Source organism: Echinicola jeungdonensis (genome assembly GCF_030409905.1).
GTDB lineage: Bacteria > Bacteroidota > Bacteroidia > Cytophagales > Cyclobacteriaceae > Echinicola > Echinicola jeungdonensis.
On record NZ_JAUFQT010000001.1, the window covers coordinates 1,287,560 to 1,300,626 of the forward strand.

At 39.4% G+C, this 13,067-nt stretch carries 11 protein-coding genes; 8 read left to right on the plus strand and 3 right to left on the minus strand.

Annotation, left to right across the window (positions count from 1 at the left end):
- The first annotated feature begins 17 nt into the window (after positions 1-17).
- Complete coding sequence (locus QWY93_RS05450) at positions 18-272, plus strand: DUF4834 domain-containing protein (protein WP_290247160.1); 255 nt, start codon at positions 18-20, stop codon at positions 270-272.
- A 341-nt stretch (positions 273-613) separates the two neighbouring features.
- Here QWY93_RS05450 and QWY93_RS05455 read toward each other — a convergent pair whose 3' ends face one another.
- The gene (locus tag QWY93_RS05455; RefSeq protein ID WP_290247161.1) at positions 614-1,384 is read right to left on the minus strand and encodes a zinc metalloprotease; all 771 of its coding nucleotides are present in this window, start codon (positions 1,382-1,384) and stop codon (positions 614-616) included.
- Between the two features lie 106 nt (positions 1,385-1,490).
- Positions 1,491-3,128 carry a carbon starvation CstA family protein gene (locus tag QWY93_RS05460; protein ID WP_290247162.1) on the minus strand — a complete coding sequence of 546 codons (1,638 nt, stop codon included), beginning with the start codon at positions 3,126-3,128 and terminating at the stop codon, positions 1,491-1,493.
- A 241-nt stretch (positions 3,129-3,369) separates the two neighbouring features.
- On the opposite strand from QWY93_RS05460, the gene QWY93_RS05465 reads away from it, so the two are divergent.
- The 7 genes from QWY93_RS05465 (at position 3,370) to murQ (ending at position 10,041) form a co-directional block, all read left to right on the plus strand.
- Positions 3,370-4,440, plus strand: coding sequence for a mechanosensitive ion channel family protein (locus QWY93_RS05465; RefSeq protein WP_290247163.1), 1,071 nt, complete (start codon positions 3,370-3,372; stop codon positions 4,438-4,440).
- Positions 4,441-4,528: 88 nt separating this feature from the next.
- The gene (gene accD, locus QWY93_RS05470) at positions 4,529-5,371 is read left to right on the plus strand and encodes an acetyl-CoA carboxylase, carboxyltransferase subunit beta (protein ID WP_290247164.1); all 843 of its coding nucleotides are present in this window, start codon (positions 4,529-4,531) and stop codon (positions 5,369-5,371) included.
- 140 nt (positions 5,372-5,511) lie between these two features.
- Positions 5,512-6,816: an NADH:ubiquinone reductase (Na(+)-transporting) subunit F gene (gene nqrF / locus QWY93_RS05475; RefSeq protein ID WP_290247165.1), complete on the plus strand. Its 1,305-nt coding sequence runs from the start codon at positions 5,512-5,514 to the stop codon at positions 6,814-6,816.
- Between the two features lie 178 nt (positions 6,817-6,994).
- Positions 6,995-8,146 carry a formimidoylglutamase gene (locus tag QWY93_RS05480; RefSeq protein WP_290247166.1) on the plus strand — a complete coding sequence of 384 codons (1,152 nt, stop codon included), beginning with the start codon at positions 6,995-6,997 and terminating at the stop codon, positions 8,144-8,146.
- A gap of 2 nt (positions 8,147-8,148) precedes the next feature.
- Positions 8,149-8,376 carry a cytochrome b5 domain-containing protein gene (locus QWY93_RS05485; protein ID WP_290247167.1) on the plus strand — a complete coding sequence of 76 codons (228 nt, stop codon included), beginning with the start codon at positions 8,149-8,151 and terminating at the stop codon, positions 8,374-8,376.
- Positions 8,377-8,380: 4 nt separating this feature from the next.
- Positions 8,381-9,223 (plus strand): N-acetylglucosamine kinase, encoded by an 843-nt coding sequence (locus QWY93_RS05490; RefSeq protein WP_290247168.1) that lies wholly within the window; start codon positions 8,381-8,383, stop codon positions 9,221-9,223.
- Positions 9,220-10,041 carry an N-acetylmuramic acid 6-phosphate etherase gene (gene murQ, locus QWY93_RS05495; protein ID WP_290247169.1) on the plus strand — a complete coding sequence of 274 codons (822 nt, stop codon included), beginning with the start codon at positions 9,220-9,222 and terminating at the stop codon, positions 10,039-10,041. The genes QWY93_RS05490 and murQ overlap by 4 nt, the downstream gene beginning before the upstream one ends.
- A 249-nt stretch (positions 10,042-10,290) precedes the next feature.
- Here the strand turns inward: murQ and QWY93_RS05500 are convergent, their stop codons facing one another.
- The gene (locus QWY93_RS05500) at positions 10,291-11,964 is read right to left on the minus strand and encodes a hypothetical protein (RefSeq protein WP_290247170.1); all 1,674 of its coding nucleotides are present in this window, start codon (positions 11,962-11,964) and stop codon (positions 10,291-10,293) included.
- Positions 11,965-13,067 lie beyond the last annotated feature (1,103 nt).

Sequence of the window (13,067 nt, forward strand, 5' to 3'; positions counted from 1 at the left end):
AAATAAACCAATAACATATGGGATTGATTCTCAAATTTATTTTAATTTCCATTGCCTTGTCTTGGATTTTCTCAAGCTTGTTGCGGTTTTTCCTGAAAAGTAAATTCAAAGTTTTTATAAATAAGGTGAATGAAGCCCAACAGGAAGAAACCAGGAAGCAAAGAAAGGAAGGGGAAATCAAGGTAGATTATATCCCTAAAAACCAAAACCAAAAAACCTCCAATAATATCCAGGCAGGTGAATATGTGGATTATGAGGAAGTGAAAGAGTAAATTGGTAATCGATTTTTCATTTGTTTTTTCCAAGCATTAAATGCTTAGCTTTATTCTTTTTAAAAAGTATCCAGTAATACATCGTACCAAACCCTAAGAATTAATTGAGGAGTTTGTGATATTTCCCCAACTTACCCTCTAATATTTTAAATATCATTTTTTTCGGAAATGTTGAGACCCCAGATATCGAAAGGAAAATTTTGAACCAAAAAAATTATTTTATTTCACAGGTAAATAGCTTAAAAAAAAATTTCCAAATTCTAAAGCCTGGATATCAAAACGGTCAACTGTATTTAATAAGTAACCCCACTCATCTAAAATTTTAATTCTCACAGCAACCCTTACTTCCCTCCATTGGCGCGTAGATCGTTAAGGCAGTTTTCTCCAAGGCCTGGGATAACATCCTCCCTTAAATTAATAATCCGGGTTTGTACCGCCCAGTACATCAAGCAATCCTCATTATCACAATGACCCGGATAATCTTCATCGAGATGATCTATTACCATGGGAGTTCCCAAATCCACCAAACCCAAAAGATGGCCAATTTCATGTTGCATTACGGTGGACTCCAGCTTTCCCCGGCTGGGTTTTCCGAAACCACCTGAATTTTCAAAAATCCGCTTTCCCATTAAGGCGACGGAGGTATTTCTATGAGTTACTCCAAGACTGTATTCAGTACCTGTGTCCTCATCAAAATACCCGTCCAAGATCAGCACATACACCCCCAATTTTTCACCCACATTGTAAGCTGTTCTGTTTTCATCCTCAATTTGTCTGATTTCCTGAACAGAATATTTTTCCTGATCCAAACCACCAATTTCCTGTACAATAACCTCTATTCCAAGGGGTTTATTTACCAACCCTATTAAAAAGTTTCCTAATTTATCAACCATTTCCTCCGTAGGCCGAAATCCTTCCATATATTGGATTTCAAGTTGGACGCTGTTAAAATCATTTGCAGATAGAAGGTCATTTGCAGAAACCCCCGGAGCCCTTTTTGCTGCCCTTATATCAGGCTGGTCCTCCAAGTTTTCATCCGGCCCCAAATCGCAGGAAGAAACAAGGAAAATGATCGCTAATCCATTTAAGAACAGTAATAATTTATTTCTCATATGTAGGAGTTTGCCCAATTAAAAGATTGGGAAATTTTAATATCTAATTTTAATCAGTTTTCACCTGCAAATATTATACAAATGTAAATATTCCAAACACTTATTTTTAAACGGTTAGCTTATCCGGGGCTTTTTCTTCCTGTTCCAGACTTCTTTTTGCCAAAACAATCAACACTACAGATAGTGCAAACAACACAGAAGCAAGTATGGACAACACATAACTATTTTCCTGAAAATTTTTCCAGGCAAATATTCCCAAAGAAGTTAAGGTAACTGAAAACATAAAAAACATAGGAATCAACACAAAAGATGCATTTACCTTTTTACGGATTAGCCACACCGCAACGGTCAATAAAGCCAAAGCTGCCAGAAGTTGATTTGCTGAACCAAAAATAGGCCAAAGTGTAGTAAATCCTCCAGATTTGATCAAAAGGATGGAAAGCAACACTACAATTCCTGTGGAAAGATACCGATTATTGGAAAGCCCCTTCCCCACCGGGATATTCATTCCTTCAAAATATTCCTGAAAGGTAAATCTGGCTAGTCTGGTACAAGTATCCAAGGTGGTCAGTGCAAATGCAGAAACCGTTAATGCCACAAAACTCACGGCCAATCCCTCAGAAATTCCAAGTGAGCTCATCATGGCCCCCAATCCATTCGAAAACATGGTGACCGGGCCCAGGGAAGTCAAATTGGCTAAATATTCCTCCCGGCTGATTACAATGACTGCACCTACAGATATTATCGCCAGAAAGGATTCAATCAACATCCCGCCAAATCCCACTACCTTGGCATCTGATTCTTTATTAATCTGTTTGGAGGTGGTACCTGATGCCACCAGGGAATGGAAACCACTAATAGCCCCACAAGCAATGGTAACAAATAAAACGGGAAATAAATATCCCAAATTTTCCGTTGAAACATGGACCTGGCTATCCATTTTTATTTCAGGGTTTGCCCAAATCACCCCTGCCACCGCCAGAATGATCAACCCATATAATAAAAAGCTATTCAGATAATCTCTGGGCTGCAACAAAAATGAAACAGGAGTGACCGATGCCACAAAAGCATAAGCCAACAAAATATAAAGCCATATCTGGTAATCCAGCTGGAAAGGTATCTGCATCCCCAAATACACAAAATAGTACATCAGCACCACTCCTATGACCGAAGCTATTACAAAAAGGGTTTTCTTTTGGGCCACTGCCTTGTTGATAAAACCAAAAATAATCGCCAAGCCTATAAACAAAATGGAGGCGGAAGCAACACCGGAATTATTGATAAAAGTCCGGGCAATGATATCTGCAAATACAGCAATCACTAAAATCAGGGTTGAAAAGCTAAACAGCATAAACAACTGTTTACCCTTTTGTCCAATATTATTCTGGATAATAGTACCAATGGATTTTCCCTCGTTTCGCATGGAGGCCACCAGACTTCCCAGGTCATGTACTGCTCCAAAAAAAATTCCACCCACCAATATCCAAATCACCGCTGGCACCCAGCCAAATGTGATGGCTATTATGGGCCCTACTATCGGGCCAGCCCCAGCAATTGAGGCAAAATGATGTCCCAAAACAACTATAGGCCGGCTGGGGACATAATCCACCCCATCCTTCAGGGCATGGGAAGGAGGCAAGTTCTTATTGCTAATTTTGAACTTCCTAAAGACATACTTGCCATATATAAAATATGCCCCCAACAAAATGGCCCCGGAAAGGAGCAGTAAAACGGATAATGTCATGTTGTTTATTGGATTTATTGTTCCCGATTGCTATATTATAATTGCTTTTGGGCAAAGGTACGACCTAAATTTTTATTTAATAATGGTATTCAGTAGGTTTCTTCCTTTGGCTCCAACAGGTCCTTGACCAAAAGCAAAACAAAAAATTGCCCTACCCTTGTTCCTAAAAATAACCACCAGGAATCCCCATTTTATTTGCCCGAAATACCACAAATCAGATTTTAAATTTTAATTCCAAACCATGATGAATGAAAAGTTTATCTTTTTGCTTACTACATTGGCTTTATTGGTATTGAGCCATATTTTGATCTGGCTTACCTTTAAACCTCTTTCAAGGTTGGTTTACAAACCAAAGACCCCCGGGGGAAAAAAATCCCTTGGCAAATTGTCCAATGCTTTAAAATGGGGGCTTTTCTTTGTGATCTTTCCACTGACAGAACACTTGTTCTCACCTGAAGAATGGGCTATTTTTAGTGGAAACAAGGTATTTAGAATCCTATTTATTATTAATTTCTCCTGGATATTGATAGAACTGTCCAATGTCCTGAAATATTATTTTTTGGATTTTTACACCCTGGACAAAGCCGATAACCTAAAAGAAAGGCGGATTTATACACAAATTAGTTTTGTGAGGAAAATAGCCATATTGGTCATTGTCATTATGGCCCTATCAGTCATTTTAATGAGCTTTGATGTCGCCAGGGAAGCAGGGCAAGGCATATTAGCTTCAGCAGGAGTGGCGGGCATTATCATTGGTCTTGCTGCCCAAAAGTCCATTGCCAATCTTTTGGCTGGTTTTCAGATTGCCTTTACCCAGCCCATCAGGATCGATGATGTGGTTGTTGTGGAGGGGGAGTGGGGAAAAATTGAGGAGATCAATCTCACATATGTGGTGGTTTGTATCTGGGACCAAAGGAGACTGGTTTTGCCCATTTATTATTTTTTAGAAAAGCCATTCCAAAACTGGACCCGAACCACAGCAACCATTTGGGGAACAGTATTCTTATATGTGGATCATACCATTCCCATCAATGAACTTAAGGAAAAACTGAAACAGATTCTGGACCATACCCCATTATGGGATGGAAAGGTACAGGTCCTGCAGGTCACCGATGTAAAACCCAGCACCATTGAACTACGTTGTTTAATGAGTGCCAAGGACAGCCCGACAGCATTTGATTTGCGCTGTTTGGTGAGGGAGGAAATGGTCCGTTTTATTCAGGAAAAATACCCTGCTTCCCTTCCTAAAACCAGGGTTTTGATGGATCAAGCAAAGCAGGAAAAATTCAAGGAAAACGGACCCGAAGTATGAGAAACAAACAATTCGTTTTATTTACCGGATATTACCTATAAATTTGTAGTCTCTGAAAAGAAATTTTTCAGTCAAAACGCACAATTTTATGGCTTGGTTTAAAAGAAAAGACGCTGGAATAAAAACTTCCACCCAAGAAAAAAAAGATGCCCCTGATGGCCTCTGGTTTAAAACACCGAAGGGTAACATCATTCATACCCGGGAGCTCAAAAACAACGCATATGTCTGCCCAGATGATGACTATCATGTAAAAATCGGCTCCAAGGAATATTTTGAAATATTGTTTGATGACAACCAATTCAAGGAGCTGGATAAAAATATGACTTCCGGCGACCCCCTTCATTTTGTAGATAGCAAGCCTTATACCTCAAGGATTGAAGCTACTATCGAAAAAACCTCCCTCAAAGATGCAGTCCGCACTGGAGTTGGCAAAATGAACGGTTTGGATCTGGTTGTTGCCTGTATGGACTTCAATTTTATTGGCGGTTCCATGGGCTCTGTTGTTGGGGAAAAGATTGCCAGGGCCATTGACCACTCCCTGAAAAATAAAATTCCTTTTATGATGATTTCCAAATCTGGAGGTGCCCGGATGATGGAAGCTGGATTTAGCTTGATGCAAATGGCCAAAACTTCTGCCAAGTTGGCTTTGTTGGATGAAGCAGGCATTCCTTATATTTCCTTATTAACGGACCCAACCACGGGAGGCGTAACCGCATCCTATGCCATGTTGGGGGATTTTAATATCGCAGAACCTGGGGCCTTGATTGGCTTTGCAGGCCCTAGAGTGATCAGAGAGACCATTGGCAAGGACCTCCCCAAAGGCTTCCAAAGTTCTGAATTTGTCTTGGATCATGGCTTCCTTGATTTTATTGTAGACAGGAGGGAACTGAAAGGCAGATTAACTACCCTTTTGAACCTTTTAAAAAATTAATTCAAGCTTATATTCCATTCATCAGAAATAAAGTTAAAATTTGGCCACTACTTGGCCTTTTTTATGGAATAATAAATATATTTGTACTCCCCAAATAAGGGGCTTACCATACTGAGAGAGAACTAGAAAAACATTATTAAATGAGTTCAGTAATCATTTCTTCGATTGTAGCATTTACTTTGATAATTTTGCTACTCGTTTTGATTCTCCTTTTTGCCCAATCCAAGTTGGTGCCTTCTGGAGATGTTAAAATCGTCATCAATGGAGACGAAGACAATCCAATTGTAGCTTCTGCCGGATCCACCCTTCTTTCCACGCTTGGCGGCCAAAAAATATTCCTTCCCTCTGCCTGTGGCGGTGGTGGTACTTGTGCCATGTGCAAGTGTACCATTGAAGAGGGAGGTGGAGAAGTGTTACCTACCGAGGTAGGACACTTAAGCCGTTCCGAGCAAAAAAGCAATGTGAGACTTTCCTGCCAGGTAAAAGTGAAGCAGGATATGCGCATCCGTATTCCTGAAGAAATCTTTGGTATCAAGAAGTGGGAATGCGAAGTGGTTTCCAACTACAATGTATCCACCTTTATCAAGGAATTTGTGGTGAAATTACCTAAAGGGGAAACTTTGGATTTCCAATCCGGTGGATATATCCAGATTGATGTACCTGAAATCACCGTAAATTTTAAGGATATTGACATCACCCCACATCCTGACCTTGGTCACCCAGACGATGTGTATAAAAGTGACTGGGACAAATTTGGTTTGTGGGATTTGGTCATGAAAAATGATGAAGAGTTGTTCCGTGCTTACTCTATGGCCAACCATCCTGCAGAAGGAAACATCATCATGTTGACCATCCGTATTGCCACTCCACCTTGGGACAGGGCCAATAATAAATGGATGGATGTAAATCCTGGGGTTTGCTCCTCTTATGTATTCTCAAGAAAACCTGGAGATAAAGTAACCATTTCAGGTCCATATGGGGAATTCCACATCAACCCTACAGATAGAGAAATGATATATATTGGTGGTGGTGCTGGAATGGCTCCTTTGAGATCACATATCTTCCACCTTTTCCATACAGAAAAGACCGACAGAAAAGTATCTTACTGGTACGGGGGACGTTCTAAAAAGGAACTTTTCTACGTTCCTCACTTCAGAAATATTGAGAAGGAATTCCCTAATTTCAGTTTCCATGTAGGCCTTTCCGAGCCGCTTCCGGAAGACAACTGGAAAATCAAAAAATCCCTGGATGATAAAGAAGGAGATGGTTATGTAGGATTCATCCACCAGGTGCTTTATGACAACTACCTGAAAGACCATCCAGAGCCAGATGAGGTTGAATTTTACTTATGTGGGCCTCCATTGATGAACTCCGCAGTACTTAAGCTGTTGGATGACATGGGTGTCCCTAAAGAAAATATCAGGTTTGATGATTTCGGTGGTTAAACCCAAAAGAGCCTTGCAAAAGCAAGGCTCTTTTTATTTTCCTCTTTATTTTTTAATTATTTTTGATCAGGATTCGGCTTTTTCCTAGGGAACATATTTTACATTCCTTAGACTGCCAAATAACAATTAATAAAACCATCGATATTTCCTGGATTACTGCCGGGCCAAAACAACACTTATGGATTTACAATTATTCTTTGACCCTGTTCCTGAAACTATCACCCAACAAAAACATTCTCATAATTCTTTTTTCACCCATATCAACTATCATGGAGAGCTTTTTCCTGACCTGACAGGCATCCAGATAGCCTTGGTAGGCATCCAGGAATCCAGGGGACAAGGGGAGGCGGAAACCATGCCCGAAGCAGCCAATGAAATTCGAAAAAAATTATTCAAGTTAAAAAAAGGCTTGGCTCATTACAAAATTGCAGACCTGGGCAATATAAGAAATGGGATAGACCTTCAGGAAACTTACCTCCGGATCCAGTCGATTGGAGAATATTTGTTGGAAAGACAAATATTGCCCATTTATATTGGCGGTTCCCATGATGTGGATATCGGACAGTATTTATCCTATGAGGGAATGAAAAAACTGGTCAGCATGCTCACTGTGGATGCTAAAATTGATATGGATGATGAAGGGATGCCTTTTGAAGTCCATTCCCAGGATATTATTCTCCATCAACCTAACTTTCTTTTTAATTATACCCAGCTTGCCTATCAAAGCTTCTTGACTGACAGGGATTTGGTCAATGTAATGGAAAAACTCTATTTCGATCATGTCAGACTTGGAGCTCTGAGGGACAATTTTAAAGAAGTAGAGCCCTTAATCAGAAATGCTGATCTGCTAAGCTTTGATATTTCGGCCATCCAATCGGCGGATGCCCCTGGAGCATCTGATGCCCAACCCTTCGGGCTTACTGCGGAGGAAGCCTGTCAAATTGCCTGGTTTGCAGGAATGAACGAAAAATTAAGCAGCATAGGCATTTATGGATACCAACCTAGCTATGATGACCAAAGGAAAAAAACAGCTTCAGTAATAGCAACAATGGTATGGTATTTTATTGAAGGTTTTTATCACCGAAAAGATAGCCTTTCCTTTAAAAGCAATGATTACACCAAATACACTGTTTCCCTGGACTCCAAGCCTTCCACATTGGTGTTTTTCAAAAGTAAACTCAGTGGGAAATGGTGGATGGAAATCCCTCAATCCAACAAGGAAAAATTTGAACGGGGTACCATCATTCCTTGCAGCTATCAGGACTATCAAACAGCCCAAAGGGGGGAAATCCCCGAAAGGTGGATCAATGCCCAGTTAAAACTTTACTGAAAATGAAGGGAATTACCCGACAACAACTGGCATTAAGAAATGGACAGGACAAACCTGAAATCTGGATTGCCTACAAAGGCATGGTGTATGATGTAAGTGCTTCCAGGTTATGGAAGTTTGGAAAACATTATGAACATTGGGCTGGGCAAGATTTGACCGATGAGCTCAAGGACGCCCCTCATAATGAAAATGTATTTAATAAATTTGCCCCGGTAGGGCGTTTGATATAAAATCATGATTTTAATTGCAGATAGCGGAGCCAGCAAGACAGATTGGAGGGTCATTGATGCCAAAGGACAAATCTCTCAATACCGCGGTCTTGGCTTCAACCCTTATTACCAAGACCAAGAGGACATCACCCGCTCCTTACAAGAGGATTTTTTTCATCAAAGCGAGGAAGGAATAAAGTCAGTTTACTATTATGGGGCTGGTTGTTCCAATATCAAAAACAAAATTTTGGTCAAGGAGGCCTTACAAAAGCAATTTAAAAAGGCCGTGATTTTTGTGGAGCATGATTTACTGGCAGCAGCAAGGTCCACCTGCGGGCATGAAGCTGGCATTGCTTGTATTTTGGGAACTGGCTCCAACAGCTGCGATTATAATGGTAAAGATATAATAAACAGCAGGCCTTCCCCAGGTTTTATTTTAGGGGATGAGGGAGGAGGTGCCTATATAGGCAAACAATTCTTAAAGGATTTTATTTATGAAGAAATGCCAGCCCATATCAGTGAAAAGGTAAAGGAACATTACGCTTTGGACTATACTCAAATTCTGGAAAATGTGTATCAAAAGCCCTTTCCAGGTCGTTATATGGCTAGCTTCTGTCGGTTTATCACCCAGCATAAAGCAGATCCTTATTGCTATAACCTCGTCTACCAAGCCTTTAAGGATTTCTTTGCCAAACATGTTCAGAAATATCCAAACCATACCCAGAAAAAAGTCAATTTTGTGGGATCAATTGCCCATTACAACAGTGATATATTGAGAAAGGCGGCCGCTGATCTGGATATCCATGCCAATATTATTATCGAATCCCCCATTGCAGGTCTCACCTTATTCCATCAAGCAAACCCATGAGCATTACCGAAAGCAGTTCCTACTACGATAATCTTGAAAACATGAGTGTTGGAGAGCTTATTTCCAACATTAACCAGGAAGATCAAAGTGTTCCTATAGCGGTAAAAAAAGCCTTGCCAGAGATTGAAAAACTAATAGAAAAAATCGTTCCCCGAATGGAGAAGGGAGGGCGGTTATTTTATATTGGCGCTGGGACCAGTGGCAGATTGGGCATTTTGGATGCTTCTGAATGCCCCCCTACTTATGGGGTACCTCATGATATGGTAATTGGCATCATTGCCGGGGGAGATCAAGCCATCCGGAAAGCGGTAGAAAATGCAGAAGACGATACTCATCAGGCTTGGAGGGATATCCAAAATTACGGTTTTAACGAGCAGGACACGGTGATAGGAATTGCTGCTTCAGGTACTACACCTTATGTGATCGGCGGTATCCAAGCTGCCCATCAAAATGGTTTGTTGACAGGCTGCATTACTTGCAATGAAAACTCCCCTTTATCAAAAGTTTCCCAAAATCCAGTTGAGGTGATAGTCGGACCTGAATTTGTCACTGGAAGTACCCGTATGAAGGCGGGCACGGCCCAAAAACTGGTACTGAACATGATATCTACAGCTGTAATGATAAAACTTGGAAAAGTTAAGGGCAATAAAATGGTCAATATGCAACTTTCCAATGAAAAACTTGTCAGAAGAGGCACCAAAATGATCATGGAGGCAACCGGCTTATTTGAAGAGGACGCTAAGAAACTTTTGTTGAAATGGGGTTCTGTCAGGGCTGCCGTTGAAGAATGGGAATCCCAAAAAGGCAAAGGAAAATAAATGGTGCGGAAGAGTTTGGCAGATTTAAATTGAAATAATTTTCTCCATTATATGATCCATCTGAAAAGAAAGCTTATAATCAGTATAGGTTTAATTTAAATCAATAGTTGAAGACTTAAAGCTGGAAGCCAGTTGTGACTTCAACAAAATTAACCCCGGGTACTTACCCGGGGAGGTTTGAATTGTGATTTCCTACAAACCCCATTAGGGATTGAATTGAAGTTACTGGTTGAAAAGCGGGTAATTAAATTATTTTTTTATCACTTTGATAAATTCTTTATGATTCCCATAACTTATTTCCAATATGGATAAACCGGTAGGTATTCCGGATGATACCTGTAACCAAATGTCCATTCGTCCATTAAATGATTCCAAAGAATATTCCCAATGATTGGCGAAAGGATGGATTAACTTAAAGGTTACCGGCCCATTTATGGGTTTGGTTAGATTACCCCTAGAAACAGTTATTTGGTTTCCAATTACGGGGTTGGGATAAATTTTCCAGCCTTGGTTGGAACGGTCTTGGCATGGCACCCTTGTGGATAGTGTATTTCCAAAGCTAAAAGTCCCATTATAATTCACCTGTTTGATTCTATAGTAAACCCTGTCCCCAACAGGAGAAGTCAATTCATCCTCAAATCGGTATTTCATTTCTTCATTTGACCATCCTGCTGCAGGAATTTCACTTACTTTTTCAAAATTTAGGGAATTATCCAAGGCTCTTTCAATCTCAAAATGGCTGTTTTCCCATTCTTTGGCTGTGGCCCACTCCAGTATTACTTTTTTTGATCTTTCATCAAACCTAATTTCCTCATAAAGGTATTCCACCGGCAATAACCTAAAGCACCAATCACCGGTAATAGATTCCCAATAGCTTTCTGAGCTTTCCTGTACAAATGGAGCATTACATCCACTGACTGCATCGGAAGGATGATTGACCTCAGTTCCACATTTAAATATTTTTGCCTCTGAAGAGGTATTCGAATACGTTTGATAAGAAGTTACTGAACCATCAAAAAGCCTGAAATAAGGATCTCCTGAAAGGGCTATGGCCTGGAGATTAGCCGTAGCTTTGTTGTCAAAAATAGCCCGCCCAGCAAGACTTAAACTTGTCAGGTTCAATACTGCATTCTCCTCCACCAGGATATATGAATCTCCTTGGGCTTGAATTCCGGAACAAACATTTGCAGTTCCATTACCCCTTAATATCAGTTGATTTTTGGTTGGAATAAAAGAATCTTCATAACCAGGTTCCCCGGCATCCAAATACAATTGTTTGACCTCCAATATTCCTTCAACAGTTAAAATATTGGTATTTCCTGTTGTAAAATTAAAGTTTCCACTTCCCCTCAACACTGCATCTGAAGCCACATTAATTGAGGTACCTTCATACGAATTCCCAAAGGCATTTTTAACATTTGTGACTTCGAATTCTATCCCATCCCCAATATTTAATGTGGATTGTTTATTGTAATTGATATCCCCATTAATAAATACATGGGAAATTTCTCCTGTTGGAACCGCATTGTAAATACTTAATTGGGAAGCCGGATTAAGGTAAAGATTGTTTGACAATACCAAACTAATATTTTCATCAACTGTAATATTGTATTCTGGAGCATAGAAAGAGAAGTCATACCCTGGGTCTATCACCAAATCTGAATTGATAATCACATTAACCTCGCAATTATTTTTAAAATTATTATCGTTAAAGCCAGGGAGATTACCGCTATCTACCAATGGTGGATAGGTGCTTGATGAGTTTTTGTTGCAACCGGTGATATTTACCTTGTCCCAACAATTTCCATTGGTCCAAGTTTGGTCGCATCCTGAATTTCCTGGACTATAAGTGTAGGTTTGGGCAATTGAAATAGAATATAACAGGAAACTGAAAAGACAAAGCCCTATTGATTTAGTAAACATGTTTCAAATCATTTTCTTAAAAAACCTAAAAATCTAAAAATCTGAATTACTGATACTTACAAATGATATCGGTGAAATATCATTACCAAAACCCTTTATCAATAATAAACATTTTTTTGATTACAATCAACATTTTTTAGTATATGTAAAGTTTTTATTTCTGATTTATTTTATTTAATATTCCTTAAGTCCAGACAAAAAGAGGAGTAAGTCCATTACTCATCCATAAATTAGGACTGGGGTGAATTAAAGCTTTTGAAATAAAATCGGAGACAAATCTTAACCAAACAGCTATGTGATTCAGTTGCTGAAATTACTCCTTAAGATCAGGAAAAACATCAATTTTTAAATCCTTTTTTCTTAGATTTCAAATTTGCATTTTGATGTATAAATGGATTATTCACACCAGACACAGACATTTAGAGTCAGGCAACAATGGCACACAGTTTGAATTATTTGATTTTTTATTTTTAGGGGACAATGATGTTTTCCTAACAAACAATGGGACAAACTATACCTATTCCCATGGAATTTTTGGATACGTCGATACTTGGAATAATGAAAATTGAAGGAACACCTCCTTAATTAGTCTCTCTTTTCTAAACTTAGAACAAGTACTTCCCAAAGATAATTCATCCGGTACAAGTCCTTCTAAAGTTATTCTAACCGATCAAATTGCATATAAGCCTAACTGGAGTAATAACAACTTTTGGAATTCATTCAACCATCAGGAAGGCAAGGCCTACGACAAGGTAAAGCAGGTCAACCTTGACTGAATATTAGTAGCTGAAAGGAAAACCGTAATGTTGAAATCTTAAACCAAAAAATCGAAGTAAATTAGCCCTATTGGGAAAGTTTACCTTAATCCGATTAAAGGAGACCAATTGCCCTTAAAATTAAATATGACCATCGAAGAGTTCGATAAAAATTTAGGTTAGGAAATCTTTGCGCACTCGGCTTCTCCGAGAAAAATCCTTCATCCTGAAAAGGGCAAACCTGCACCCAAATAGTCCATGGGATATCCCCAAGGAGAACTGCGACCTTGGTGGGTATTCTCAAGCAGAACTAGATAAAAAAATTTCAATCCCAAAAAACAGGATATA

What these genes read in the sequence shown, in the direction of transcription:
- QWY93_RS05490 (WP_290247168.1), top strand. Translation starts at nt 8,381, where the DNA reads ATGATTTTAATTGCAGATAGCGGAGCCAGCAAGACAGATTGGAGGGTC.
- QWY93_RS05480 (WP_290247166.1), top strand. Translation starts at nt 6,995, where the DNA reads ATGGATTTACAATTATTCTTTGACCCTGTTCCTGAAACTATCACCCAA.
- nqrF (WP_290247165.1), top strand. Translation starts at nt 5,512, where the DNA reads ATGAGTTCAGTAATCATTTCTTCGATTGTAGCATTTACTTTGATAATT.
- accD (WP_290247164.1), top strand. Translation starts at nt 4,529, where the DNA reads ATGGCTTGGTTTAAAAGAAAAGACGCTGGAATAAAAACTTCCACCCAA.
- QWY93_RS05485 (WP_290247167.1), top strand. Translation starts at nt 8,149, where the DNA reads ATGAAGGGAATTACCCGACAACAACTGGCATTAAGAAATGGACAGGAC.
- murQ (WP_290247169.1), top strand. Translation starts at nt 9,220, where the DNA reads ATGAGCATTACCGAAAGCAGTTCCTACTACGATAATCTTGAAAACATG.
- QWY93_RS05450 (WP_290247160.1), top strand. Translation starts at nt 18, where the DNA reads ATGGGATTGATTCTCAAATTTATTTTAATTTCCATTGCCTTGTCTTGG.
- QWY93_RS05460 (WP_290247162.1), bottom strand. Translation starts at nt 3,128, where the DNA reads ATGACATTATCCGTTTTACTGCTCCTTTCCGGGGCCATTTTGTTGGGG.
- QWY93_RS05455 (WP_290247161.1), bottom strand. Translation starts at nt 1,384, where the DNA reads ATGAGAAATAAATTATTACTGTTCTTAAATGGATTAGCGATCATTTTC.
- QWY93_RS05500 (WP_290247170.1), bottom strand. Translation starts at nt 11,964, where the DNA reads ATGTTTACTAAATCAATAGGGCTTTGTCTTTTCAGTTTCCTGTTATAT.
- QWY93_RS05465 (WP_290247163.1), top strand. Translation starts at nt 3,370, where the DNA reads ATGATGAATGAAAAGTTTATCTTTTTGCTTACTACATTGGCTTTATTG.